This is a genomic window from Roseibium aggregatum (assembly GCF_017309185.1).
Taxonomy (GTDB): Bacteria; Pseudomonadota; Alphaproteobacteria; order Rhizobiales; family Stappiaceae; genus Roseibium; species Roseibium aggregatum_B.
The window spans coordinates 29,100-54,927 of the sequence record NZ_JAEKJZ010000006.1 but is presented as its reverse complement, the minus strand read 5'-3'; the positions used below and the strand labels follow the sequence as shown (position 1 = coordinate 54,927).

Sequence of the window (25,828 nt, the reverse complement as noted above, 5' to 3'; positions counted from 1 at the left end):
CTGTCCTAGAACCCGGTTCGGAAATCCCGGGGGGCAGGTGAGATCACCTGGGCGCCCTTGCCGGTCACCTGATAGACCGCGATGCCCCGCTGGTTGAGGCCATTGGATTGGAAACGGAACAGGCCGTCAATGCCGATGAAGCCGTCCCGGTTGGTCAGGACGGACTGTTTGAAGCGCTCCGGCCCGGCGGACCGGATCAGGCCGGCGGCAAGCGTTACGCCGTCATAGACGAGACTGGCGTTGCGCGGAGGCGTGGAGCCGTAGGTGGTCCGGTAGCGCTGTGCGAAGGCCTGAAAGCCCTTGTCTTCCGGTCCCGGGAACCACGATCCGGCAAGAACCTGGTTGTTCTTGACCTGGGGCGAGTCCCATTGGCCGGAGCCGAGCAGTTTGACATTGCCGAGATTGGCGCTCTGGCTGACCAGCGTTTGCACCACGACCGCCGGAACGTTGCCGCCTTCGGGAACGAACAGCGCGTCGACACTCGTCAGAACCGATTTGAGCGCGGCCGTTTTGGCGACCAGGTCGGACGTATCTGAGCCGTTTGCCTTGTAGCGCTGGATCGACGCGATCCGGCCCGAGCCGCGGCCGACTTCCTGGCGGAACGCCGTTTCCACGACGGAACCGTAGGGGCCTTCGGGGATCAGGGCGGCGTAGGAGCTCTTCTGCTGGCTGTTGGCATAGCCGATGACACGCTTGACGTTGGTTTCCGGGAGGAAGCTCAAGAGATAGACGCCACGGGTGGCGACCGAGGTATCGGTCGAAAAGGCGATGACGGGAACGCCCGTGGCCCGTGCCGCCGTTGCCGCGCCCTTGACCGCCGGTGCGAAGACCGGACCGAGGATCAGTTCCGCGCCTTCGGAAATCGCGGCCTGTGCCGCCGCGCGGCCGCCTTCCGCCGTGCCGCCCGTGTCCTTCACCAGAAGCTGAACATCCGCGTTCGGAAAATTCTGCAGGGCGAGCGCGGCCGAATTCTTGAAGACCGTGCCGATGCCGCTGTTGCCGGTGAGCGGCAGCAGGAGACCGACACGCACGCCACCGGTGCCGATAACCTCGCCGCTGACCTGCGGCAGGGCTTCAGGCTGGACCTGATCTCCGGGAAGCGAGCCGAGCGTCGAGCCCATGCAACCGGCAAGAAACAGCGTGCCGGCGCCGGCAAGCACCGATCTCAATAAACTCCGTCTGCGCTTTTGAACGAATTTGCCCTGCTGTTCCATTGCCGTATTTCTATCTAGAGTCTTTGAGAAAGACTTACGTATTCGCCGGGGACATGTAAAGTTCAAGCGGCCTTTCAAAGGCGCTCTGGTCCGATCAATAGTGGATTTGCCTTGCAAGGGGCGTGATCTGCGGGTAGCGCAGGGCAAAGTGTATTGCCAGGCAAGCGGATTCGCCGGGTTTTGGACCGGTTTGGAAGGGATGTCCATGAGCACCGACTCACCGCCTGAACAGGCGGACAAAAACCGTTTCAGCATTTCCGAACATGCCTTTTCCGCCCCCAATCTGGAGCCTGCCCTTTACATCGTCTCGACGCCGATCGGCAATCTCGGCGACATCACGGTCCGTGCGCTCGAAACCCTGGCGGCGTGCGCCGTCATCGCTTGCGAGGACACCAGGGTCACCGCGACGCTGACCCAGAAATTCGGGCTCAAGGCGCCGCTGATGGCCTATCACGAGCACAACGCGGACAAGCAGAGACCGAAGATCCTGGCGGAACTGGCCGAGGGCCGTGCCGTGGCGCTCGTCTCCGACGCGGGCACGCCGCTGGTTTCAGATCCCGGCTACCGGCTTGTCCGCGATGTCGTGGCCGAAGGCTTCAAGGTCATCCCGATCCCCGGCGCCTCCGCGCCGCTCGCCGGACTGGTCGCCTCCGGCCTGCCGAGCGACACCATTCTATTCGCCGGCTTTCTGCCGCAAAAGGCGGGACCCAAAACCCGGCGCCTGGAGGAGCTGGCGAAGGTTCCGGCGACGCTGATCTTCTTCGAGTCGCCCCACCGCACCGGCGCGACGCTGCGGCTGATGGCTGGTGCGCTGGGCGCGGACCGGGAGGCGGTGGTCGCGCGGGAACTGACCAAGCGGTTCGAGACCTTCGAGCGCGGGTCTCTCGAAACTCTGGCGGACGCGTTCGAGGACCGGGCCGTGAAGGGCGAAATCGTCATTCTGGTGGGGCCTCCCGAAGACGCTCCGGAAGCGGAGGCCGCCGATCTCGACAGGCTTCTTGAGGAAGCGCTGGCCGACATGCCCGTGAGCGCTGCGGCCAAAAAAGTCTCCAAAGCCACCGGACTTGACCGCAACGAGGTCTACAGGCGCGCGCTCGAACTGAAGGGCGCGGCAGACTGATGGGGCGCTCCCGCCGCGGCCCGGTCACGACGAGGGAACGCCGCCGGGCGCATGCGCTTGGTCTCTCCGCCGAAACCTGGGCGGCCTGGTATCTGAGGCTGACAGGCTGGCGCATTCTAAAGCATCGGTACAAGACAAAGGCGGGCGAGATCGACCTGATCGCGAAGCGGCGCAAGACGGTGGCCTTTGTCGAGGTCAAGGCCCGCAGGACGCGGGCAGCCGCGCTGGAGGCGGTGACGCCGGCAAGCCGCAAACGCATTTCGCGCGCCGCCCGGATCTTCGTCGCCGAACACCCGAAGGCCGGTTTCTACACCTTGCGTTTCGACGTCGTCGTCATCCGCCCCTGGGCACTGCCTGAGCGGATCGTCAATGCGTTTGAGGCGTGGGAGTAGGCTTTGGGTGCGTTACGACCGATCTGAGTGTCGTTGGAACGTCCTTCTGCATGTCCGGTTCGGATATCTCTTGGTTCCTTGAGCGTTGCAGCTTGCACCCGTCTCCCCCCTTGCGGGGGAGATGTTAGCTTTAGCTGACAGAGGGGGGACGAGGCTCTCGAATTCATTCAGCGTCTCGTGTTGCAGCACCGCTGTACCCCCCTCTGTCCGTTTCACGGACATCTCCCCCGCAAGGGGGGAGACGGCGCAAACAGCAAGTCCTCTTTGTGTCCGACACCACCGACCCTGTTCCCGGTGAGTTACGCCGAGGAGCACTGAATGGGCTTCACCCGACCGAGACCAAAGTCGGGGCTTGGTGAGCTGCCTCTGGACAAAGCGGTACCCAAACCGCATATCTGGACCAACCGATCTGAAATCCCAAAACGCGTATCGCGTCCCGCCGGGAGTTGCCTCATGGCCCTGAAAGTCGCGGTCCAGATGGACCATATCTCCACCATCAACATCGCCGGCGACAGTGCTTTCGCGCTCATGCTGGAGGCGCAGGCCAGGGGGCATGAACTCTATCACTACACGCCCGAGCGTCTTGCCATGCGCGGCGATGATGTCTACTGCGCGCTGGAGCCGGTGGAGGTGCACGACGAACAGGGCAATCACTTCAGTTTCGGCGAGAAGAAGCGCTTCGACATGCGCGACTTCGACGTGGTGCTGATGCGCCAGGACCCGCCCTTCGACCTCTCCTATATCGCCGCGACCCACATCCTGCAGAAGATCCACCCTGAGACGCTGGTGGTGAACGATCCGGTGGAGGTCCGCAACGCGCCGGAAAAACTCTTCGTCACGGAGTTCGCGGATCTGATGCCGCCGACGCTGGTGACCAAGGACCGGGCGGAAATCGATCTTTTCCGCGAGGAATACGGCGATATCGTCATGAAGCCGCTCTTCGGCCACGGCGGCGCGGCGGTGTTCCGCATAACCCGCGACGACCTGAACTACGGCTCGCTCTACGACTTCTTCAACGTGACCTTCCGCGAGCCCTGGGTAATCCAGCAGTTCCTGCCCAACGTGAAACACGGCGACAAGCGCATTCTGCTGGTGGACGGCGAGTTCGCGGGCGCGGTCAACCGCGTGCCGGCGGCCGGCGACCTGCGCTCCAACATGGTGCGCGGCGGGGCGCCGACCGAAAGCGACCTGACGGACAAGGAACGCGAGATCTGCGCCCGTCTCGGGCCGTCCCTGAAGGAAAAGGGACTGATCCTGGTGGGGATCGACGTCATCGACGGCTGGCTCACGGAAATCAACGTTACCGCGCCGACCGGTATCCGCGCGATCCGGAAGCTCGGCGGCCCGGATGTCGCGGCGAAGGTCTGGGATGTGCTGGAAGCGAAGGCCTGTTCGCGAGGCTGATCGCCAATCAGCCCCCGGGCTCTCCCTAGTCGAGAACAGAGACGTCCAGACCGTGTTTTTGCCAGAGGAGAACGAGGTCTTCCTTGGTCTCTCTTACCCGAATGCGGTTAGAATTGGGACCGGGCCCGAAAAGAAGGACCGAATTCGTCTCCTCGTGATCCACGATCGCGGACCGGGCGTCCCGGTCCGTCACCCTTTCGGCGTTAACGAAGAGGGGTGTCCCTGTCGGGGCGGTCAGGCGGACCAATGTGGTTTCTCCGCCGATCAGGTTTATGAGATCGTTGACGGAAACTGCCGGATAAAGACGATAGCCGGATCCGAGCACCATGGCCTGAACCTCGGGGGATTCGTCCCGTTCGAAATCGAGCGGCTCGCGAACCACCAGGACGCTGGCCGGTTTAATCTTCTCTTTGCCGCCCCCGGGCATTTTGAGCGTTATGGTCAAGGGCAATACTCCCTGAGCAGCAGATCAGCAAAATACAACCATATGTATAGGGGGGCGTATCGAGGCCTGTCCAGCATTTGGCCAAAAAAAACCTCCGCGTCAGACGCGGAGGAAACAAGTTTGTGCTTAGACAATGCAACAGAGGGCCTACTCGGCAGCCTCTACTGACAAAACCCCTCTGGGTCAGGCTTCTTCCAGAAAGAATCGAAAAACTGCTCGATTATTTTCGATAAAGTTTCCTTGTGAAATAAATTAATGATAAAAATCAACGAGTTAATTAAAAAATTTTACCGTAAACTTTTTTCGCCCGAAACGGATCGGCATGAAACCACTGCTTTCCTCTCGCCAAAAATAGCACCTCCGTAGAAGTGACACTGGCAGGAATCCTGCCTTCGCGTGACGGTATTCTCCTTGAGGCGGTTCCGCCGGACTGTTTCACCGGCGGAACCTGGTGCATTGCCGCCGGGGTTATTCGGCGGCTTCCGTTTTGAGCGCGCCGCGCCGGATCTGGTCTTCCTCGATCGACTCGAACAGCGCGCGGAAATTGCCTTCGCCGAACCCCTCGTCGCCTTTTCGCTGAATGAACTCGAAGAAGATCGGGCCTATGACGGTCTTGGAGAAGATCTGCAGAAGAATCTTTGTCATGCCGCCGTCGATGACGCCTTCTCCGTCGATCAAGATGCCGTGGCGCTTCATCCGCTCCAGCGGCTCGTCGTGGCCTTTGACGCGCTCGTGGGACATCTCGTAATAGGTGTCCGGCGGGCCGGGCATGAACTTCAGCTCGTTCGCGGCCAGCTTGTCGGTGCTGTCGTAGATATTGTCTGTGCCGACCGCGATGTGCTGAATGCCTTCACCCCGGTATTTTTTCAGATATTCCTCGATCTGGCTTGTATCGTCCTTGGATTCGTTCAAGGGGATGCGAATCTTGCCGCAGGGGCTGGTGATCGCCCGGCTGACCAGGCCGGTGATGCGGCCGTCGATATCGAAGAAATGGATCTGCCGGAAGTTGAACAGATCGCGGTAGAAATCCCACCACTTGTCCATGTTGCCGCGATAGACATTGTGGGTGAGGTGATCGAGATAATAGAAGCCGACGCCTTCTGGCTTCGGGTCCGGCGCGTCGAGCCAGTCGAAGTCCGCTGAATAGGCGGAGCCTTTTTCGCCGTAAGTGTCGATGAAATAAAGCAGAGACCCACCGATGCCGACAATGGCCGGAACGTCCAGGACTTTTCCGCCCCCCTCGTAAGGTTGCGCACCTTTGGCGACCGCGTGATTGAACGCCTCCTGCGCGTCGACCACCCGCCACGCCATTGCGGGAGCGCAAGGGCCGTGTTCTTCGACGAAGCGCATGCCGTGGCTGCCGGGTTCAGCATTCAGAACGTAAGTGATGTCGCCCTGGCGGTAGAGCGTGATGGCCTTGGTCTTGTGGCGGGCGACCGGTGCGTAGCCCATCTTGCGGAACAAGGCGTCCAGCTTTTCCGGCTCCGGATGCGCGAACTCGACGAACTCGAAACCGTCCGTGCCTGCCGGGTTGTCTTCGGTAATCCGCGCGGGCGGGGCGTCATGCGGGAATGGTCCCATGGCTGGTCCTCCTTTGGAAAATGGGTCTGTTCAAAATGCCGGGAAACGCGCGCAGGGTGTGTGCAAAGCACGGGTTATTGCGTAAGATCGTGCATGAAAAACGCATCAGAAAGGAAATTGACACATGTCTGTTGCGCTGGACGGCTTTGACGTGAAGCTGCTTGCGATCTTGCAGGAAAACGCCGCCCTGACCAATGCGGAGCTCGGCGGGAAGATCGGACTGTCCGCCAGCCAGGTCTCCCGCCGGCGGCAGAAACTGGAGGAGGCCGGAGTGATCCGCCGTTATCGGGCGGCGCTCGATCCGGAAGCGCTGGGCCTTGCGGTGACGGCTTTCGTCGGCGTGACGCTCGGCGCGCACAGCAAGGAAAACGCCCGCCGGTTCCGTGACATGGTCACGGCCATGCCGGAAGTGCAGGAAGCGCACACGCTGACCGGGGATCTCGACTACATGCTGAAGATCGTCGTGCCGGACCTGAAAACCCTGAGCCGGGTCATCAATGACGACCTGCTGCCCCAGGAGGCCGTCCATCACGTGCGTTCGTCGATTGCGATGGATACGCTGAAGGACGACAATCTGCTGCCGCTGGCCCGTTAGGACGCAAAGGACGCTTCAGGCGCCGCCTTCTCAAAGCCCCAGCCAGTGGGCCAGTTCGGACCAGAAGTCCTTGCGCAGGCCCGGAAGTCCGGGCGCCGGAGTGCCGAAGGGGTCGGTCAGACAGGCATCGGAGAAGCCCTGTTGCGCGGAAAGAAGGCAGTTTTCCGGCTCGCAGACGATCGTGTCCGACAAGTAAAGCCGTTTACCGGCATGGATCTTGAGAACCAGTTTCGGATGCCGCGCATTGGGGCCGGTCGTGAAGACATAGGTCGGATATTCGAGGCCCCTGGGCTGGCCGCGATCCTGGACGGCATGAATATAGACGGATGTCCGTGGATCGCCGCTCTTCGGATCTGGTGTTGCTGCCGGCGAGCAGCCCTTCACGTTGAAGGCGTAGAACTTCGCGGTGGTGGTCTCTCCGGACGAAGCGAGCGCGTCGGCGTAGGCTTTGCGGAGATCCTCGTCGCTCAGATAGGCGTAGGTGTCGGAAGAATCGTTCAGGGAGAGGGCGTGCCCCGGCGTGCAGAAAACCATCCAGAGCGACGCAAGTCCCGTCCGGACACGGCGCTGAAATTTAGTCCTGCGCGTCAAAACTGCCTCGTTTTGGTTGATTTTATCAAAAAACCGCATCCCGGTAATGTCACCGAGTGTAACGGAAACTTGCGCGGCTTTTCGAAACATACCATCTGATAGACCGACCGATACCGCCCGATCCGGGCCATTTTAGGGAGCAGACCATGTTTGACGCGAAATCCTTGCTGGATCAGTTTGTCGGAAGCCAGCCGGGCGGCCGGCAATCCGGATCGGGCGATCTCTTGTCCCAGGGCAAGGATTTCCTGTCCTCGCAAGGCGGCGGCCTGGCGCTCGGCAGCCTCGCGGGCCTGATGCTCGGGACGAAGTCCGGACGGAAAATCGGCAAGAAGGCCGTAACCTACGGCGGACTCGCCCTGGTCGCCGGGCTGGCCTACAAGGCCTATCAGGGCCACAAGGCCAACCAGCAGAACGCGCCGCGCCCGCACTACCCGCAGGACGATCCGATCCCGCTCGAAGGGCCGCGCGGCACCGCTTTCGACCCGGCCGAGCAGCCGGGCGGTGAAAACGGAGCGGCGACGATCCTTTTGACAGCGATGATCCAGGCGGCCAAGGCCGACGGCCATATCGACGCGCAGGAGCAGGATCGGATCTTTGCCAAGATCGACGAAGCCGGTCTCGACAGTGAGGCCAAGGCCTTCCTGATGGACGAACTGCGCGCGCCGCTCGATCTGGACAAGGTGGTCTCCAGCGCCACCTGCCCGGAGAGTGCTGCTGAGATCTATGCCGCCTCCCGGCTTGCCATCGAACCGGACCGCCCCGCGGAAAGAGCCTACCTGCAAATGCTCGCGGCGCGCCTGGAACTGGAAGAGGGCCTGGTCGAGGAAATCGAACTCGCCGTGCGCGAGGCCCAGCTGGCGGAGTAGGCCAACGGACTGCCGTAAGCGGTGGAACTGGTTCAGTTAGGCGAGTCCACTCCCTCTCTGGACGAAGTGAAGCGCAGATCCGGGGTCTTTTCTTTCACGTGGAGAGTTGGTCCCGGTTCAAGGCCAATAGGTAAACCATCTAGATTTCGGACCTATGTCAGGCGTGAATTCAAGATGGTTTGTGGTCCAAATTTGAGGGTTTGCAATTTTCTTCGGTGTCATCCCGGCCGAGCGAAGCGAGAGCCGGGACCCACTCGCCTATCCTTTTTGGGCGAGGCTTTTTGTTGACCTGATGCGCTCTGCAAATGAGTGGGCCCCGGCTCTGCGCTTCGCTTGGCCGGGGTGACCTTGGAGGGGAATGAGGTGCCTGCAGCCTCGTGCGTCATGGGCATAAGTAAGCGTTTATAGGCTCAAGGGCAGGACCTCTGATCAATCAAAAATCAGCGGCACTAAAACCCCGCCCCCGGTCCCACATACCGCGACGCCGGCCGGATCAGTTTGCCGGTCTGCTGCTGTTCCAGAACGTGAGCGCACCAGCCCGGCGTTCGGCCGACCGCAAAGAGAGGCGTGAACAGGCTGCGGTCGATGCCGATCGCGTCGAGCAGTACGGCCGTGAAAAACTCCACATTCGTGTCGAGCGGCCGGTCCGGTTTGGCTTTTTTCAATGCGGCCAGCGCCGCCTGTTCGATATTTTCCGCCAGCCGGACTTTCGGACTGCTGTCGCCGAGGTGCCTCAGGCCGGCTTTCAGCACGTCGGCGCGTGGATCCCGCGTCCGATAGATGCGATGTCCGAAGCCCATCAGGCGTTCCTTGCGCGCAAGAGCGCCGGAAATCCAGTCCTCCGTGTTTTCCGGGGAACCGATGGCATCGATCATGTCGAGCACCGGACCGGGCGCGCCGCCATGCAGTGGTCCGCTCAACGCGCCCATCGCGCCCAGAACCGCCTGTTTCAACCCGGCCTGAGTCGATCCGATCACGCGGGCGGTGAAGGTCGACGCGTTCAGGCCATGGTCCAGAATGGTCACCAGATACCGGTCGAGCGCGTCCGAATGGTCTTTCGGCGGTCTCTCTCCGCGCAGCATCCGCAGCAGGTCCGAAGCGGTTCCGAGGGTGCTGTCCGGGGCAATCGGGCCAAGCTTGAGCGCGATCCGGCGGGACGCGGCCAGAAACACCGGCAGGGCGCCGCAGATGGCAATGGCCTCCGATCGGGTGCCCATGATGGGCAAGGCGGCAAGGCCGAGTTGCATGCGCTCGTAGACCGACAGCGTTTCGGGCGCGCTTTCCAGAAGCGGAACGATCGAGAATGCCGCAAGGCGCGCCTCGCCGAGGGCCTGCCGCAAAACGGGGCCGGGCATGGTGCCGACGACGTCCTGCCATAGGTGACCGATCGCCGACTCAAAGGACATCTTCCCGGCCAGGTCCTCAATCCGCTTGCCGTTCAGGATCAGGACACCGTTCTGGCCGTCGACATTGCTGAGGCGTGTTGTGGCGGCGACGACACCTTCCAGCCCCGCGGTCGGGTCCGGGGTCATCCGGGTCATGTTCGGCGCTTCGGTCATTTCGATCTCCTTTTTCATGTTTGCGCCTAGGAGAAAGAAAAATTTGCATTGATCAATGTTGATAAATAAAATCAAGTCATGTCGAAGCCGATTTTTCTCTCCGCCCGGGAAGCGGCCGCCGAGCTAGGCGTCCAGCCGGCCACGCTTTACGCTTATGTGAGCCGGGGGCTGATTTCCTCCGTCGCCGGTCCTGGAAAAAAACGCCGCTACGATGCCGCCGATGTCCGGCGTCTGAAAGGCCGCCGCGACGCCGAGGAGCCCGGTGGCGCCCGGCCCCTGACCGGCGACCCGGTCCTGGAAACCGAACTGACCCTGATTTCGGAGGACGGACCTTTCTACCGGGGACGAAGCGCGCAGGTCCTTGCCGAAACCTCGACCCTTGAAACCGTGGCGACCCTTCTGTGGCAATCGGCGGAGGATCCCTTCGAGGCGGAGGCGCCCGAAGCCCCGCCCGCCTTGCCGGAAGGGCTGGGGGCGCTGGACCGGCTGATGATGGCGCTCGCCGCTTGGCCGCTGCAGGACAAGGCCGCCTATACCCAGGCGCCGAAGCTGCTCAACGTCAAGGGCGCGGCGCTTCTGCGTTACGGGGTGGCGGCACTTCTCGACACGAAGCCCGTCACGACGCCGGTTCATAGCCAGGTCGCGGCCGCCTTCGGCGCTCCCGCAAACGCCAAGACCCTGATACGGGCAGCGCTTGTGCTGTGCGCCGATCACGAACTCAACACCAGCGCCTTCGCGGTGCGCTGTGCCGCCTCGACGCGCGCCCCGATCCACGCAGCTCTTCTCTCCGGCCTCGGCGCCTTTACCGGCCCGCGCCATGGCGCGGCGTCGGACCGGGCCACCGCCTGGCTCAACGGGATCGGACCTGACGCCGATATCGAGATAGTCCTGTCGGAGCGGCTCAGTCGGGGCGAGACCCTGCCCGGTTTCGGTCACACGATCTACCGGGAAAGAGACCCGCGCGCCGACCATCTGCTTGCCATGCTCGTGAAAAGCGAACCGAACGATCCCCTGGTTCGGGCGCTCCCCCGGATCGTCGAGGTCGCGCGGGATCTCTACGGCGTTTCGCCCAACATCGACTTTGCCCTGGCCGCGCTGCAAAGAGCCTACGGACTGCCGAAGGACGCCGGAAAGATCCTCTTCTGCGCCGGGCGGATCGCCGGCTGGATTGCCCATGCGCTGGAACAATACGCGGCGCCGGAGCAGATCCGTCCGCGCGCAGCCTATGTCGGCGAACGCCCGGAATAGGTCCTGTTCGGGACCCGACAGCCTGAAAGCAGCCTTGAAACGCCGGCAGGAAGGGATTACCTGAAGCTTGCGCCGGTAGTGGCGCAATTATGGAGATTGGATGTCAGAGCTTGTGTGATCCGGCTCTCTGAAGACCGGAGAGCCGTAAATGCATGAACCGGTGCCCCGCGCGGGCGCCCGATGACGTGTGTTTATTTCACGGGCAATCCAATGACACGTGACTACTCCCGATTTTTTCCTCCAACGCCGAAGGCGGACAATCCTGTCTCGCAGGCGTCAACTCTTCAATCGCTCGGCTGGCAGCCGTTTTTCGCGCAACAGATCGCTTCGGACGAACTGACCGCAACCCCTCCTGTCCGGATCGTCGAGGTGCACCGCAATGCGCTGCACGTAATCGGCGACGGCCTGGACGAAACGATCCCGCCGCGCGCGGATGCCACGGTGGGGGACTGGCTGCTGCTTGACCGCGGCCACCTGGCTTTGAGCCGCATCCTGGAGCGTAAAAGTCTCCTGAAACGGCGCGCGCCCGGCACGGGCCGGCAGGTCCAGCTGATCGCCGCGAACATCGAAACGGTCTTTATCGTTTCCTCCTGCAATCAGGACTTCAAGGTCGCCCGCCTCGAACGCTATATCGCCGTTGCCTTCGAGGCCGAAATCGCTCCGGTCATCCTGCTGACCAAATCGGACCTGGTGTCGGATCCGCGAGACTATGTCGACAGGGCCGCCGCGATTTCGGCCTCCGTTCCCGTCGTGACCCTTGATGCGCGCGGCGACGAACCCCGGACAAGGCTCGCCGACTGGTGCCGGCCGGGACAAACCGTTGCGTTCCTCGGTTCGTCCGGGGTCGGCAAGTCGACCTTGACCAACGCCCTGGCCGGTTCGCAATCCATTGCGACCCAGGCAATCCGGGAAGACGATGCCAAAGGCCGCCACACGACCACACGGCGGCAATTGCATGGGGTTCCCGGCGGCTGCCTCGTTCTGGACACCCCGGGCATGCGCGAGCTGCAACTGACCGATGCGGCCGCCGGGCTTGCGGATCTCTTCGCGGATCTGAACGCACTTGCGGACCGATGCCGTTTCAGCGACTGCCGGCATCGCGACGAACCGGGCTGCGCCGTCCAGGAAGCGGTCCGGTCCGGAGACCTCGACGAAGCGCGACTGCAAAGGTGGCGGAAACTGTTGGCCGAGGAGGCTTTCAACAGCGCCAGCCTTGCGGAGCGCAGATCGAAGGACAAGGCGTTCGGCAAGATGGTCCGGAGCATCGTGAAGCACAAGAACCGGACGAAGTGGGGAGCGGACTAAAAGGCCTCCACCTGGCGCAGGATGCTTTGGCGCGCTGGGTCACCGTTCCGCGACTTGCATGTCGCGGAACGGTGACGTTTAAGTAGTATTTCCGAGGGTTGCAGGTTTGCAGCCGTGGAAAACGGAGGGGTGCCGGGTGACGGAAATCTTTGGGCATGTCGTCAACGTCATGCTGCCGGTTTTGCTGTGCGTCCTCGTCGGCTACGGCTTGGCAACGGTCAATGCTCCTTTTGACCGCAAGCTATTCGGCTCCCTGGTCTCCAATGTGGGTTATCCAACCCTGGTCCTGTCTCACCTTGCGAAGCAACATGTGCAGCTCGAGACATTTTTGACCGTTTTGCTTGCCGCGGCCGCCATGATCGCGGTCTTTGGAGGTCTGGGTTTTGCCGTCCTGAAACTCCTGCGCATTCCGGTCAAGGCCTACCTGTCACCGATGATGCTCTCCAACGTCGGCAATATCGGCCTGCCGGTTGCCACTCTCGCCTTCGGGCCGGAGGGAGCGGCAGTCGCCATCGGCTTTGTCGTGGTCGTTCTGGTGGCGATTTTCACGATCGGGATCGCCCTGCCGATGGGCAAGCCGAACTTCAGGGCCCTGGCGCGCCAACCCGTGATTTACGCGGTAATCGTTGCCCTGGGGCTCATGGCCGGCGGTGTGAAACTTCCCGGTCCTCTGGAACAGAGTCTTGAGATCCTGGCAGGGCTGGCGATTCCGGTCATGCTTCTCACGCTCGGGCACAGCCTCGCGACGCTCAAATTCACCGGCCTGACTCGGGCGGTGGCCCTGTCCATCGTCCATGTCGGTCTGTCCGCCATCGCTGCCATTTTCCTGACCCGCGTGCTTGCACTCGACACGAAGATCGAGGCGGTCATCGTGCTGCTCTGCTTCATGCCGCCATCGGTTGCCACCTATCTGGCGGTTTCACAGCACCAGCCGGAGGAAGCGCCGGGCGTTGCCGGTTTCATCTTCGTCTCCACGCTCCTGACGTTGGTCACGCTGCCACTCGTATTGACCTACTGGGCAGTACCCTAGAGCCTTTCACGGCTAGATTGAAGCATTCTGTTTGTCGTCCGGCGAGTCGAGCTGCGCGGAGGGACGTGAAGCCCATAGCGGGCTATGGGCAAGCGGCGCGACAAAGCAGGCGGCCGCCGGACGCGAACCCGAAGGGCCGGGCCGATTTGGCCCAATGCCGTCGGGCTTTGCCTCGACCGTGCAGCCAGCACGGCCTTCGTCAAAGCCCTTGGCCTTGAACCAAATCTGCTCCGGCAGAATGCTTCAATCTAACCGTGAAAGGCTCTAAAGCGTCTTCCGCATGTGCACGATGCGTTTGTCGCCGCGCTGTTCCCGGTGGGTCTCCTCGAAGCCCTGGCGTCCGTACCAGTCCCGGTTCGAGGTCATCAGGATGTTGGTGTAAAGGCGGATCTCCGGCAGCCCGGCGTCCCTGGTTCGCCGGATTGACCAGCCGAGCAGCTTTCGGCCGAAACCCCTGCCCTGGCTTTGAGGATCGACCGCGATGCTTTCGATCAGCAGATGGTCGTCGAGGTGGACAAGAACAAGACTTGCTGCGATCCGGCCCTCCGTCCGTATCACCCAGACGTCGTGGTCCCGGATCAGGGCACCGTAATCGGCGGTCATGGGAAGCGGAACGGCATTCAGGACCGGAATGTAATGCGCATAGGCCCGGCGCGCGAGATCCGTCAGCTTCCCCGCGTCGTCCGGACCGGCCGGCTCGAGTTTCTCGGCATCAGACGCGCTGTCCACGTCTTCTAGAACTTCGACTTCATGAAAGTGTCGAAATCCACCACCGGCTCCGGGCTGTCGATCACATCGAAACAACCGAATGTGCCGCTGTCCTTGATATGTTCGGCGGCCGCCGTGAAAGCATAATAGGCCTGTCGGGCCAGACCGGACCCGATCGACAGCCGCGTTACCCCCATCTCGCTGAGCTCCTTGCGGGTAATGTGAAAGTTCTTGCGTCCCGCAAGGATGTTCAAGGGCGCATCGACGGCGGCAAGGACAGCCGCAATCTCTTCCCTGGTCTTGAGGTCCGGCGCATAAACGCAGTCGGCGCCGGCCTTGGCGAAGGCGTTGAGGCGTTTGATTGTTTCCTCCAGTTCCGCCTTCGACTGGGTCGGGCCTTCGCTGCGCGCCGTCAGGATGAAATCGGGCGCCAGCCTGTTTTTGACGTCGACCGCTGCCTTGATACGCTCAACGGCGAGGTCGAGTTCATAGTAGGGGCGCGCCGGGTTCGTCGTGTAGTCTTCGATGGAACATCCGGCCAGACCGGTTTCGATTGCGCCCTTGACGGTCTCGGCGACCTCTTCCGGGCTGTCGCCGAAACCGTTTTCAAGGTCGCCGTTCACCGGAACGCTGGTGACAGAGATGATATCCGCGGCGTGAGCCAGGGCTGCATCCCGGCTGATCAGCCCTTCCGCGTCCTTCACGCCTTGCGTCCAGGCATAACCGGCGCTGGAGGTGGCAATCGCATCGAAGCGGAGCCCGTCCAGAATGCGTGCGGTGCCGATGTCGAAGGGATTGGGCATGAGAAAGGCCTTGCCCTTCTCGTGAAGTGCCTTGAAGGCGGCGCGGCGGCTTGCGGCGGTGGGCATGAGCAGTCCCTCCCATGGGCGGACAAGGCGCGTGTTGCATCCTTGCGGTGATCGAACGAGGCCAGTCTCCTGTCCGGGACTAGGCCCGGAGAAGCCGGATCAGGTTTCAGTTTAGCGAAAAAACCGCGACCGGCATCGGGAAAAGTCCGGACGTTGGCCGATGCGATGGAAGACCCCGACCGAGGCTGCGGCTTCGGGGTAAACGGCCGAAGCGGGCCGATGGCCCGGTCTCGTCGCGTGGTATGTTAATGCGTTGATGTTTTTAGGAAAATCTAAAAAAATCCAGCGGGAGGGAAAGGCCAATGCCGCTTTCGGGGCCGAACAGGCTGGGCGGCCGCCCTGCCGGAGGCATGCGCGCCTGCGGCTTTATGGCACGCCCGGAGGCATGAGTCGGGTCAGGCCGGCCTTGTCACCCGCGCCGCATAGCAGCCTCGGCGGGCGTAATGGAGGTGAATATAATCGACGTCCGGATTTCCGAAAAACCGTGAGACAAGGCCGGCGACCTGCATTCCGTCGACGACATCCGCGTCGACCATCTCATGGCGCGCATTGAAGGCGCGGACCGACAGCAGGCGGGAGGAAAGCGCCGCCGGGACTTCGCCCGGCTCCGGATGACTTTCCTGCGCCCGCTCCCGGACAAAGATCGCATGGCGGGAGCGATAGGGTGTTTCGCACGGCAGATGTTCGAAATTCAGAAGAAAGACACGTTCGCCTTCGGGCGCATCGGCGAGCGAGACCCGGCAGGGATATTTGCCGTCGGAAACATGCACCTGAATATTGCGCGCCGCGAGCTCTGTGTCCGAAAGGCCGTTCAAGTAGGAAAATTCGCCGGCCGGCAGCGGATGGATCTGAAACATGCTTCGGTCTCCTCGATGGTTCGGGGAAGACCTTAGGAGCACGCAAGCGTGGAGACGACCCGATTTGCGAGCCGGTTAGCCGGCAGAGACCTTCCGGCTGTCCGGACCGCTCACCTGCTGCCGGTGCCAGCTCACCAGCAGGATCATGCCCATGATGACGAGATATGGCAGGTAGAACCGCGTTTCGTAATGCGGGAACACGACGTATTTCGCGCAGATGGAGGCAAAGACGGCGTAAAGCAGAACTTTCGCGCGCGCGTTCATCCCCGCCGGCCGGATGCATCTGGCGAAGAACAGAACTTCGGCGAACAGGACGGCAAGCCATGTCTGGCTCATCAGGGAGCGGACGGTCGAGCGCATCAGGATCTTGAGATAGCTGGCGACCGAGAACGGCGGATCGAAACCTTCCAGGGTCGGTACGTATTCCACATGCGTGAACCACAGATGGATCCACCAGCCGGGATGATGAGCGCCGCGAGTCAGCCAGACATAGAGCGCCAGACAGGCGGCGAAACAGGCGCTTAGCGTCCAGCGTCCAGGTCCGTAGATGGCAGCGAAGACGAAGAAGACACCGATGAACGCGAGATGGTCGGGACGCACGAGAAAGGCTGCGATCAGGCTGAGGGCCGCGGGGATGTCCCATCGCTCCAGATAGAACCAGGCCGTCAGAACCAGGAAGACCGTCGCGTAAAGATCCGGCGACAGGAGCTGCGCCGCGTCGCCGAAGGCCGACACGGTCAGCAGCGCGACAACCACGGGTCCGTACATCAGCGTGCCTGTCCGTCCGAGCCAGACAAGCAGAACGCCGCCGACGGCGACCGCGGAGGCAAGCGAGATCAGCCGCAGGGCCTTGACCGGGTCCATGAAGGCGGTCAGCACCCGGGCGGTTTCGAAGTAAAGCAGCTTGAGCCGGTAGAAGCCCAGCATGGTCATGAAGGCGTCCGGGTCGTCCGCCTGGCGGATACGGTAAGGGCGGTCCCGGGTGAGCGTCAGATACTCGCCGTCGGAGACATTGTCCTTCACGATCGAATAGGCCTGCTGGTGCAGGTCTTTCGCGCTTTCTGCTTCCGGTTCAAGGATTGCCGCCGTATAGGCGAACATGTCCCAGTTCGACTGCGGAAAGAAGTGGACCACGGCCGCCGTCATGGCAATGAAAACACACAGGACCGCGGCGCCGATCCAGCCGCGCAACGGCCGATAGGCCCGGCATGCGGTCCGGTACAGGACAAGGAACGTGCCTTCGAGACTGCGCTGAGCGAGATTGGACACCTGATGGACCCCCGAATTGGTCTCCCTGTGTCGCATGTACCCGTAAGAATTACGTAAACGGCTCAGGCGTCAGGCGTCTTTAGCCGCGCGCCGAGACATGCCGAGCGAAGCCGGCGCGGTCTCGCGAAAGCCGTATTGCTCGTAGAGCCGGTTGGCCGGAATGTCGGCGATCAGGCTGACATAGGTCGAGGCCGGTAGGTTCTCCTCGATGAATTCGGTCAGCGCCGCCATGATGCGTTTGCCGAGGCCCTGGCCCTGATAATCGGGGAGAACGGCGATATCCGTCACCTGGACGAACAGTCCGCCGTCGCCGATCAGCCGCCCCATTCCGATAACGCTGCCGTTGTCCGTCAGCAGGACCGAGTAAAGGCTGTTCTTCAGTCCGATCTCGGCGGCCTCCCGCTCGTACCCGCTAAGACCGCTTGCGACACGCAGATGCAGATAGGTGTCGGTATCCGGAACTTGGGAAATCAGTTCGATGGCCATGGAGGGTCCTGATCAAGTCGGTGGGCGTTTCCGCCGTGTGTGAAGTAGCCGATACCTCCACCTCGTACCATTCCTCGAGGGCAAGGCAATAGCGTCCTGCCGAAACGGTGGCCACGAGCTCCAGTTTACCTCTCCCGTTTGGAGAGGGAACTTGGCCGCGCCAAATGCGATCGCCCTGCTGCAGGACAGTGGAGAAGGGTTAGAGGTATCTGCAGAAACCGCTTTCAGGATAATCGAGCCTCGCCAATAGCGGACAGAACACCTACCCCTCCCGGCTGACTTGACCCGGGACGTTTCCCGTGCGTCCATCCGGAAAAATCAGTTTCGGGAGGTAGCATGCGCGATCTGGGTGCATGGGATTATGTCATTGTCGGTGCGGGAACGGCCGGCTGCGTTCTGGCAAACCGCCTGTCGGAAGACCCGGATGTCCGGGTGCTGCTCCTGGAGGCGGGCAAGAGAGACAATTATCTCTGGGTCCACATTCCGGTGGGCTATCTCTATTGCATCGGCAACCCCAGGGTCGACTGGGGCTTCAAGACCGCCCCGGATGACGGACTGAACGGACGGTCGCTGGTGTACCCGCGCGGCAAGGTTCTGGGCGGCTGTTCCTCCATCAACGGCATGATCTACATGCGCGGCCAGGCGCGTGACTATAACCACTGGCGCCAACTAGGCCTGACCGGCTGGGGCTGGGACGATGTGCTGCCCTACTTCAAAAAGTCCGAGGATCACTACGCCTGGGACAATGAGCTGCACGCGCAAGGCGGCAATTTGCGGGTTGAAAAGCAGCGCATCAACTGGGAGCTTCTCAACGCTTTCCGGGACGCGTGCGAGCAGCTCGGCATCCCGAAAACCGAGGATTTCAACGGCGGCGACAACCTCGGCTCCGCCTATTTCCAGGTCACCCAGAAATCCGGCTTTCGCTGGAACGGCGTCAAGGCGTTCCTGAAGCCGGCCCAGGGCAGGCCCAACCTGCAGGTCCTGACGGAGGCCCATGTCAGCCGGATCGTATTCGAGGACGGCCGGGCGGGAAGCCTTGAACTCGATGTCGCCGGCGAGGCTTCGAAGGTGACGATCGATGGCGAACTGCTTCTGTCCTCCGGTGCGATCGGGTCGCCGCAGCTCCTGGAGCTTTCCGGCATCGGCAACCCGGAAATCCTGAAGAAGGCGGGCATCGAACCCTTCCGCGAAATGCGCAATGTCGGCGAGAACCTTCAGGATCACCTGCAGTTGCGCCCGGTCTTCAAGGTCAAGAACGCGGCAACGATGAACATGATGGCGAGCACCTGGACCGGCAAGGCGAAAATCGGTCTGGAGTATCTTTTGAAACGCTCCGGTCCGATGGCCATGGCGCCGAGCCAGCTCGGGGTCTTCGCCAAGACGGACCCGTCGTTCGAGACCGCCAACGTTCAGTATCACGTTCAGCCGCTGTCCCTGCCGAAGTTCGGCGAGCCGCTGCATCCCTTCCCGGCCATGACGGCAAGCGTCTGCAACCTGCGCCCCGAAAGCCGGGGCCATGTCCACATCACCAGTCCGAACAAGAGCGATCAGCCGGAAATCCTGCCGAAATATCTTTCCGCCGAGGCCGATAAGCGCGTGGCGGCGGACGCCATCCGCCTGACACGCCGGATCATGGCGGCCCCCGCCATGAAGCCCTATCAGCCGGAGGAGTTCCTGCCGGGGCCGGACTATACCAGCGAGGAAGAGCTGGTGACGGCGGCGGGCAATATCGGCACCACCATCTTCCATCCGGTCAGCACCTGCCGCATGGGCGTCGACGAGGCCTCCGTGGTCGACGGCCGCCTGCGTCTGCGCGGCTTCGACAATATCCGGGTCGTGGACGCCTCGGTGATGCCGACGATTTCCTCCGGTAACACCAACGCGCCGACTGTCATGATCGCCGAAAAAGGAGCGGACATGATCAAGGAGGACAGGAAGGCGCTGGCGTAGCAAGCGGGGAAGTCTTGAGGTTCTGAGATGTTGGTAAAAATCCTTTATTCTCAAAGTTCGAACATGAGTCGATCCGCTTAGACTTGTCATCCCGGTTTGGCGCGAAGCGTCAAGACCGGGACCCAGTACTCCCTGCGGTCAGGAAGAGTAAACACCGTAGAAGGCAACCGTTTACTGGATCCCGGTCTTGGCTTGCGCCAAACCGGGATGACACTCGGGTAGGGGAAATCTCCTTGGCTCAAGCCATGCATGACCCCGAAAGGTATTCTTTCTTTACCTCGTTTCTGCGCGCATTAAACGACGCAAACGTGTTGCAACGGCACTGCGGACCCCTTAGCAAGAAAGCAATGTTTTCAAACGGGTTTGTCTTCGTGCAGCGTCTCCTGGTTTCCCTGGTCCTCTTCGCCGCGATGCTGCTGCCGGTGCCCGCCGCCGAGCCGCTGACTGTATTCGCCGCCGCCAGCATGCGGGACGCGATGGAACGGATCGGAACGTCCTTTGAAAAGGAGACCGGAACGCCGGTGGTCTTTTCCTTCGCCGGAACCGGGACCATCGCCCGCCAGGTGGAGGCAGGCGCTCCGGCGGATGTGTTCGTGTCGGCCGATACCGCCTGGATGGAGTATGTGACCGAGCGGGACGCGGTTCGGCCCGAAACCATCCGTGTGATTGCCGGAAATGGTCTCGTCCTGGTCGGACCGAAGGGCAGCCCGGAGCTGGAGCTTTCCAGGGTGGCGATTGCCGCCCGCCTTTCTGGCCAGCGCCTGGCCATGGCGGATCCGGAAACCGTGCCCGCCGGGCGCTACGGCAAGGCGGCCCTGGAACATCTGCAGCTGTGGCGCTCCGTTGAGGGCAATCTGGCGCTGATGGAAAATGTCCGCGTGGCGCTGGCGACCGTGGCGCGTGGCGATACACCGCTTGGCTTGGTCTATGCCACCGATGCGGCCATCGAGCCTGAGGTAACGGTGGTGGCGCGGTTTCCGAAGGAAAGTTACCCCGAAATTGCCTATCCGGCGGCCGTCACGACGGTTTCCGGCAACCCGCAGGCAGAAGCGTTTGTCGCCTTTTTGAACGGTCTCGAAGCAAAGGAAATCTTGCGTTCTTTCGGTTTTGTGACCGATAACGGAGAGTAACTCAGTCCTTTCAAACCGAGCGCCCGTGGATTTTCTTTCTCTTCAGCCGGCAGAACTGCAAGCCCTGACTTTGACCCTGAGGGTCGCCGGGGCGGCATTGCTGGTCGCCTTGCCGCTGGCGGTGGTCGTTGCCTATCTGCTGGCACGGTTCCGGTTTCCGGGGCATGGGGTCCTGAATGCGCTGGTGCATATGCCGTTGGTCATGCCGCCGGTGGTGACCGGCTATCTGCTGCTTCTGGCCTTCGGCCGGAAGGGCCCCATTGGGGCTTTCTTGAACGATGTCTTCGGCATCAGCTTCGCGTTCAACTGGACGGGCGCGGCCCTTGCCGCCGGGGTGATGGCGTTTCCGCTCCTGGTCCGTCCCATCCGCCTCTCCTTCGAGGCGGTGGACACGAAGCTCGAGGAAGCCGCAAAGTCTCTGGGCGCGCACCGGGTCGTCGCCTTCCTGACCGTGTCGCTGCCATTGGCCCTGCCAGGCATTCTCGGCGGCGCGATTCTGGGCTTCGCCAAGGCGATGGGCGAATTCGGCGCGACCATCACCTTTGTTTCGAACATTCCGGGCGAAACCCGCACCCTGGCCCTTGCGCTTTATACCGCCACCCAAAGTCCGAGCGGCGACATCGCGGCCTTCCGCCTGACCCTGATCGCCGTGGTGGTGGCCTTTGCCGCTCTGATCGCCTCGGAGCTGTTTGCCCGCCATCTGCGCCGGCGGCTCGGAGATGGCGATGCTTGAGGTCGACATCGTTGGGCGCATCGGACCGCTCGATCTCGAGGCCCGGTTTGAAAGCGGCGGCGGCGTGACGGCCCTCTTCGGCCAGTCGGGTGCGGGCAAGACGACGCTTACCAACATGATCGCCGGTCTGATCAAGCCGCTTGACGGTCATATCGCCGTCAACGGCATCACGTTGTTCGACGGGCGCGAGGGGGTCGACCTTCCGGTTCAGGCAAGGCGCATTGGCCATGTCTTTCAGGACGCACGCCTGTTTCCGCATCTGAGCGTCAGCGCCAACCTCACCTATGCGCGCTGGGCCGGCCGGAGAAAACCCGACCGCGATTTCGACGAGGTCGTCGAACTGCTCGGCCTGGGCGGGCTGCTCGGCCGCAAGCCGGCCAACCTGTCGGGCGGCGAAAAACAGCGGGTGGCCATCGGCCGGGCGCTTCTGTCGGATCCAAGGCTTCTGATCATGGACGAACCGCTCGCCAATCTCGACCAGGCCCGGCGCAACGATATCCTGCCCTACCTGGACCGGCTGTGCGTGGAGGCCGGCATTCCGATCCTTTATGTCAGTCACTCGATCGAGGAAGTCGCGCGCCTCTCCAACACGCTTGTCATCCTCTCGAACGGAAAGACGCCGGCGTTCGGGCCGGTCGCGGACATGCTGGCGCGCACGGATCTCGGCCGGGCGACCGGCCGTCACGAGGCGGGCGCGCTTGTCGAGGGCAAGGTCACGTATCTCGATGAGGAGTGGGGCCTGACCCATGTGGACATCGGTGGCCCGATCTTGCAGATCCCGGACATGGCGGCGGAGATCGGCGACGCGGTCAGGCTGCGCATCCGGGCCCGCGATGTCGCGCTGGCGACCGCGCCGCCCGTGGGCCTCTCCATCCGCAACGCCTTTGCCGCAACGGTCACCAGCATATCCGAGGAAACCGGGCCCTATGCCGAGATCCTGTGCCGGGTCGCGGATCAGACGATCCGCGCCCGCATCACCCGCGCGTCGGTCGCCGATCTTGGGCTGGCGCCCGGCAAACCGGTCACGGTCCTGATCAAGAGCGTCGCCATCGACCGGCGGCAGCGCGCCCCGGCCCCGCCGGTCACGGATCTGAATACCTAGGGTTTGAAGGTCCAAACTTCACGGATGCACACGCATGTTTATACTGGCGACATGAGAAACAGGGAAAAGCGCAAGACTTGGAGGGCCTTCAAGATCGGCATCGCTGCCGCGATGGCGCTGGCCACGGTTGCGATTCTGGCTCTGACCGGTCTTGCCAGCCTGCGGATCACCCTCGCCGAGCAGCAGACGCGCGCGGAGGCCAATCTGGCTGTGCAGACGGCGGTTCTGGAACGGCTTCTCGACAAGTTCCGCCTGCTCCCGCCGCTGCTGGCCAGGGGCTCGGATTCCATTGATCTCTTGAACGGGGAAGGAGGCGCGCCCGTGCACCCGGGGATCGCCGCGATCGCCGCCGGCATGTCCGGTGCGGAAGAGATCTGGCTGATGGATATGTCCGGCCGTGTCGTCGTCTCCAGCCAGGAAACGGTTCCCTCCGGCGGCATAGGCGGCGCGGAGAAGATACCGCAAGCCTTCGACCAGGCCCGTCATGGGCAACTCGGGCGGGAACTGATCCTGGGAACTCCGGAAACCGCCGCCAACTATGTCTTCGCCTCGCCCTTGCGCAGAGACGGCGTGGCCAGGGGCGTGCTTGCGGTGCGTGTCAGTCTGGAGGATGTCGAACAGGCCTGGGCGTTGAGCAAGGAGCCGATCGTTGCGCTCGACCGGGCGGGGCGCATAGTCGTGACCAACGTCTCGCACTGGAGAGGAAGATATCTTTCCGAGGTCGGCAACGGGCCGCGCTTTGGCGAACTCTCTCCGATCGGGCGGCTGAAGCTCCTGCTGACAGCCGACGGCGTCGCGGACAATCGCATGCAACTGACGCAAAACCTCCCCGTTCTCGGATGGGAGGTCAGAACGCTCATCGACACCGCGGATGCCCGCCAGAGGTCCGGCTTTGCCATGCTGGTCGCGCTTCTGGTCTGTGTGATCGCCGCCGGGGGGATCTGGTTCCTGATCCTGCGCCGGGAAGAGTTCGACCGGCAGGAGCGGCGCAATCGGGCGGAAGCCTTGCGCCTGGAACGCAGGGTGCGCAGCCGTACGGCGGAACTGCGCAAGGCGAATGTTCTGCTGGAGCAGGAGGTCCGGGAGCGCGAACAGGCCGAGGCGAACCTGCGCCTCACCCAGGCCGAACTGGTGCAGGCCGCCAAGCTGGCGACCCTGGGGCGCATGTCGGCGGCCCTGAGCCACGAATACAACCAGCCGCTGGCCGCCATCAGGAGCGATGCGGAGATCGCGGGCATGCTGATCGAACGGGGCCGGGCGGTCGAGGCGCAGGCCAATCTGACGAGGATCGGCGGGATGGTGGCCCGCATGGCGGAAATCGCCAAGACGCTGAAAGGCTTCACCCGCAAGTCCGGCACGGATATCAAGCCTGTCTCCCTGCGTCAGGTGATCGACGAGGCGCTGCTGTTGCTTCAGCCGCAGATCAAGCAAAGCGGGATCGGCCTGAATCTCGATCTGCCGGAGGAAGACATCATCGTGAAGGGCGGACATATCCGGCTTGAGCAGGTGGTGATCAACCTCCTGTCCAACGCGCTTGACGCGGTTGCCGCACAACCTGCACCGGACGTGCGGCTGAGCCTTTGCCGCGAGAACCGTGAAGCCGTGCTGCGTGTAAGCGACAACGGTCCGGGGATCGCGGAAGACGCCATGCCGCAGATCTTCGATCCGTTTTTCACCACCAAGAAAGTCGGTGCGGGGTTGGGGCTCGGCCTCTCGATTGCCTATAAGATCGTCCATGACTTTTCAGGAACGCTGAAAGCCGCCAATCGGGAGGACGGCGGCGCGGAATTCACCATGCGGCTGCCGGTGGCGGAGAACCGTCTGCAGGCTGCGGAATAGGAACGAGATTTATGGATCAGGCGACTGTTCTTCTGGTCGACGACGAGGCGGATTTGCGCCAATCGCTGAGCCAGGGGCTGGAACTGTCCGGTCAGGACGTTTTTGCCACCGGCCAACCCGAGGAGGCGCTGGAGCGGATCAACCGGGCCTTCTACGGTGTCCTGATTACCGACATTAAAATGCCCGGTACCGACGGGTTCGGGGTCATGAGGCGGGCTTTCGAAATCGATCCCGCCCTTCCTGTTGTCCTGATCACAGGCCATGGCGACGTGCCGCTTGCCGTGGAGGCCATGCGGTCCGGCGCATACGACTTCATCGAGAAACCCTTCTCCGTGTCCGGTCTCGCCTCCGTGGTGGAGCGCGCGCTCGACAAACGCCGTCTCGTTCTGGAAAACCGCAAGCTCCGCGAGGAACTGGCGGACCGTACCGGGCTTGAAAGCCGTCTGGTCGGGCGCACTCCGGTCATGGACCTCCTGCGCCGCAACGTCATGGCGCTGGCGGCGACCGATGCGGACGTCCTGATCCTGGGAGAAACCGGCTCCGGCAAGGAGGTCGTCGCCCGGGCGCTCCACGACGAAGGCCCGCGCAAGGAAAAGCCCTTCGTCGCGCTCAATTGCGGCGCGCTGCCCGCCGAAATCATCGAATCCGAACTCTTTGGCCACGAGAAGGGCGCTTTCACGGGGGCAAGCGGCCAGCGGATCGGCAAACTGGAACATGCCCATGGCGGCACTGTCTTTCTCGACGAGATCGAATCCATGCCGCTCGAACTGCAGGTCAAGCTGCTGCGGGTCATCGAAACGAGAACCATCGAGCGGCTCGGTTCCAACAAGCCGATCGAACTGGATGTGCGCTTCATCGCGGCGACCAAGGAAGACCTGGAAGCCGCGGGCAAGGAGGGACGTTTCCGGCTGGATCTCTTTTACAGGCTCAACGTGGTCAATGTGTCGATTCCCCCGCTCAGGGAACGGCTGGAGGATATCCCTCCGCTGTTCCGTCATCTGGCGGTCGAGGCAAGAGCGCGCTACCGACGGGAGATACCCGATATCAGCGAAGTCTATCTGGCGGGCCTGATGGCGCGAGACTGGCCCGGCAATGTGCGCGAATTGCGCAATGTCGCCGACCGGTTCGTCCTGGGGCTGGAGCAACCGGCGGATCCGCAGATCTCGGCGGACGCGACGCTTTTCGAACAGATGGCGGCTTACGAGAAGGTGCTCATTTCCGCCGAACTCAACCGCAATGGCGGCGCTATCAAGCCGACCTACGAAAACCTCGGCCTGTCCCGCAAGGCGCTTTACGAAAAGATGCGCAAATACGGTCTGGGCAGGGAAGAGGCGGTTTCAGGGTAGAGATTCTTTTGAATAAGGACCTGGGCTGCATTTTACTGCATTTTGTTTGTCGTCCCGGTCTTGACGCTTCAGCGTCAGGACCGGGTACGCCATATCGCATGTGTCGGAAAACATAATTTTTTCAAAGATTATCGAATCCCGGCCTGCGCAGGGATGACAAAGAGGCGTTGGGTCTTTCGGCGGCGCCGG

At 62.4% G+C, this 25,828-nt stretch carries 24 protein-coding genes; 14 read left to right on the top strand and 10 right to left on the bottom strand.

Translation table 11 applies throughout. From position 1 onward, the window contains the following. Positions 1 to 5: 5 nt before the first annotated feature. Positions 6 to 1,214 (bottom strand): penicillin-binding protein activator, encoded by a 1,209-nt coding sequence (locus JF539_RS22135; protein ID WP_207142930.1) that lies wholly within the window; start codon positions 1,212 to 1,214, stop codon positions 6 to 8. A gap of 205 nt (positions 1,215 to 1,419) precedes the next feature. On the opposite strand from JF539_RS22135, the gene rsmI reads away from it, so the two are divergent. The 3 genes from rsmI to gshB all read left to right on the top strand — a co-directional run bounded on the left by rsmI (position 1,420) and on the right by gshB (position 4,130). After that, complete coding sequence (gene rsmI / locus JF539_RS22130; protein ID WP_209017506.1) at positions 1,420 to 2,334, top strand: 16S rRNA (cytidine(1402)-2'-O)-methyltransferase; 915 nt, start codon at positions 1,420 to 1,422, stop codon at positions 2,332 to 2,334. After that, the gene (locus JF539_RS22125) at positions 2,334 to 2,726 is read left to right on the top strand and encodes a YraN family protein (protein ID WP_207142928.1); all 393 of its coding nucleotides are present in this window, start codon (positions 2,334 to 2,336) and stop codon (positions 2,724 to 2,726) included. The genes rsmI and JF539_RS22125 overlap by 1 nt, the downstream gene beginning before the upstream one ends. A 453-nt stretch (positions 2,727 to 3,179) precedes the next feature. After that, on the top strand, positions 3,180 to 4,130 hold the full coding sequence (gshB, locus tag JF539_RS22120) for a glutathione synthase (RefSeq protein WP_207142927.1): 951 nt from the start codon (positions 3,180 to 3,182) through the stop codon (positions 4,128 to 4,130). Positions 4,131 to 4,155: 25 nt separating this feature from the next. Here the strand turns inward: gshB and JF539_RS22115 are convergent, their stop codons facing one another. Both JF539_RS22115 and hppD read right to left on the bottom strand, forming a co-directional pair. Beyond that, a complete protein-coding gene (locus tag JF539_RS22115) occupies positions 4,156 to 4,575 on the bottom strand; it encodes a hypothetical protein (RefSeq protein ID WP_207142926.1) in 420 nt (139 codons plus the stop codon). A gap of 468 nt (positions 4,576 to 5,043) precedes the next feature. After that, positions 5,044 to 6,156 carry a 4-hydroxyphenylpyruvate dioxygenase gene (gene hppD / locus JF539_RS22110; protein ID WP_207142925.1) on the bottom strand — a complete coding sequence of 371 codons (1,113 nt, stop codon included), beginning with the start codon at positions 6,154 to 6,156 and terminating at the stop codon, positions 5,044 to 5,046. A gap of 124 nt (positions 6,157 to 6,280) precedes the next feature. Between hppD and JF539_RS22105 the strand changes: the two genes are divergently transcribed. Continuing rightward, positions 6,281 to 6,751 (top strand): Lrp/AsnC family transcriptional regulator, encoded by a 471-nt coding sequence (locus JF539_RS22105; protein WP_207142924.1) that lies wholly within the window; start codon positions 6,281 to 6,283, stop codon positions 6,749 to 6,751. A 30-nt stretch (positions 6,752 to 6,781) separates the two neighbouring features. On the opposite strand, the gene JF539_RS22100 is transcribed toward JF539_RS22105, so the two are convergent. Then, positions 6,782 to 7,342: a hypothetical protein gene (locus JF539_RS22100; protein ID WP_207142923.1), complete on the bottom strand. Its 561-nt coding sequence runs from the start codon at positions 7,340 to 7,342 to the stop codon at positions 6,782 to 6,784. A gap of 146 nt (positions 7,343 to 7,488) precedes the next feature. On the opposite strand from JF539_RS22100, the gene JF539_RS22095 reads away from it, so the two are divergent. Next, positions 7,489 to 8,208: a tellurite resistance TerB family protein gene (locus JF539_RS22095; RefSeq protein ID WP_207142922.1), complete on the top strand. Its 720-nt coding sequence runs from the start codon at positions 7,489 to 7,491 to the stop codon at positions 8,206 to 8,208. A 449-nt stretch (positions 8,209 to 8,657) separates the two neighbouring features. On the opposite strand, the gene JF539_RS22090 is transcribed toward JF539_RS22095, so the two are convergent. After that, a complete protein-coding gene (locus JF539_RS22090; RefSeq protein ID WP_236042616.1) occupies positions 8,658 to 9,767 on the bottom strand; it encodes a citrate synthase/methylcitrate synthase in 1,110 nt (369 codons plus the stop codon). A 78-nt stretch (positions 9,768 to 9,845) separates the two neighbouring features. Between JF539_RS22090 and JF539_RS22085 the strand changes: the two genes are divergently transcribed. The 3 genes from JF539_RS22085 to JF539_RS22075 all read left to right on the top strand — a co-directional run bounded on the left by JF539_RS22085 (position 9,846) and on the right by JF539_RS22075 (position 13,350). Next, positions 9,846 to 11,015, top strand: a complete 1,170-nt coding sequence (locus JF539_RS22085; protein WP_207142920.1) for a citrate/2-methylcitrate synthase — start codon at positions 9,846 to 9,848, stop codon at positions 11,013 to 11,015. A gap of 210 nt (positions 11,016 to 11,225) precedes the next feature. Beyond that, the gene (gene rsgA, locus JF539_RS22080; protein WP_207142919.1) at positions 11,226 to 12,320 is read left to right on the top strand and encodes a ribosome small subunit-dependent GTPase A; all 1,095 of its coding nucleotides are present in this window, start codon (positions 11,226 to 11,228) and stop codon (positions 12,318 to 12,320) included. 136 nt (positions 12,321 to 12,456) lie between these two features. Then, complete coding sequence (locus tag JF539_RS22075) at positions 12,457 to 13,350, top strand: AEC family transporter (RefSeq protein WP_209017505.1); 894 nt, start codon at positions 12,457 to 12,459, stop codon at positions 13,348 to 13,350. A gap of 264 nt (positions 13,351 to 13,614) precedes the next feature. Here the strand turns inward: JF539_RS22075 and JF539_RS22070 are convergent, their stop codons facing one another. The 5 genes from JF539_RS22070 to JF539_RS22050 form a co-directional block, all read right to left on the bottom strand. Then, positions 13,615 to 14,079: a GNAT family N-acetyltransferase gene (locus JF539_RS22070; protein ID WP_207142918.1), complete on the bottom strand. Its 465-nt coding sequence runs from the start codon at positions 14,077 to 14,079 to the stop codon at positions 13,615 to 13,617. A 5-nt stretch (positions 14,080 to 14,084) separates the two neighbouring features. Continuing rightward, positions 14,085 to 14,927, bottom strand: a complete 843-nt coding sequence (locus tag JF539_RS22065) for an isocitrate lyase/PEP mutase family protein (RefSeq protein WP_207142917.1) — start codon at positions 14,925 to 14,927, stop codon at positions 14,085 to 14,087. A 395-nt stretch (positions 14,928 to 15,322) separates the two neighbouring features. Beyond that, on the bottom strand, positions 15,323 to 15,784 hold the full coding sequence (locus JF539_RS22060) for a DUF1203 domain-containing protein (RefSeq protein WP_207142916.1): 462 nt from the start codon (positions 15,782 to 15,784) through the stop codon (positions 15,323 to 15,325). A gap of 75 nt (positions 15,785 to 15,859) precedes the next feature. Further along, a complete protein-coding gene (locus tag JF539_RS22055) occupies positions 15,860 to 17,053 on the bottom strand; it encodes a hypothetical protein (RefSeq protein WP_207142915.1) in 1,194 nt (397 codons plus the stop codon). A gap of 69 nt (positions 17,054 to 17,122) precedes the next feature. Further along, a complete protein-coding gene (locus JF539_RS22050) occupies positions 17,123 to 17,539 on the bottom strand; it encodes a GNAT family N-acetyltransferase (protein WP_207142914.1) in 417 nt (138 codons plus the stop codon). A 336-nt stretch (positions 17,540 to 17,875) separates the two neighbouring features. Here JF539_RS22050 and JF539_RS22045 point away from each other — a divergent pair, with 336 nt between their 5' ends. From JF539_RS22045 to JF539_RS22020, 6 genes are all read left to right on the top strand, one after another. After that, positions 17,876 to 19,489, top strand: coding sequence for a GMC family oxidoreductase (locus tag JF539_RS22045; protein ID WP_207142913.1), 1,614 nt, complete (start codon positions 17,876 to 17,878; stop codon positions 19,487 to 19,489). A 347-nt stretch (positions 19,490 to 19,836) separates the two neighbouring features. Next, positions 19,837 to 20,619, top strand: a complete 783-nt coding sequence (gene modA / locus JF539_RS22040; protein ID WP_207142912.1) for a molybdate ABC transporter substrate-binding protein — start codon at positions 19,837 to 19,839, stop codon at positions 20,617 to 20,619. Between the two features lie 25 nt (positions 20,620 to 20,644). After that, positions 20,645 to 21,352, top strand: a complete 708-nt coding sequence (gene modB / locus JF539_RS22035) for a molybdate ABC transporter permease subunit (protein ID WP_207142911.1) — start codon at positions 20,645 to 20,647, stop codon at positions 21,350 to 21,352. Continuing rightward, positions 21,339 to 22,454 (top strand): molybdenum ABC transporter ATP-binding protein, encoded by a 1,116-nt coding sequence (modC, locus tag JF539_RS22030; RefSeq protein ID WP_209017504.1) that lies wholly within the window; start codon positions 21,339 to 21,341, stop codon positions 22,452 to 22,454. The genes modB and modC overlap by 14 nt, the downstream gene beginning before the upstream one ends. Before the next feature lie 51 nt (positions 22,455 to 22,505). Next, the gene (locus tag JF539_RS22025) at positions 22,506 to 24,293 is read left to right on the top strand and encodes a sensor histidine kinase (RefSeq protein ID WP_207142909.1); all 1,788 of its coding nucleotides are present in this window, start codon (positions 22,506 to 22,508) and stop codon (positions 24,291 to 24,293) included. Positions 24,294 to 24,304: 11 nt separating this feature from the next. Next, complete coding sequence (locus JF539_RS22020; protein ID WP_207142908.1) at positions 24,305 to 25,639, top strand: sigma-54-dependent transcriptional regulator; 1,335 nt, start codon at positions 24,305 to 24,307, stop codon at positions 25,637 to 25,639. The last annotated feature ends 189 nt before the right edge of the window (positions 25,640 to 25,828 follow it).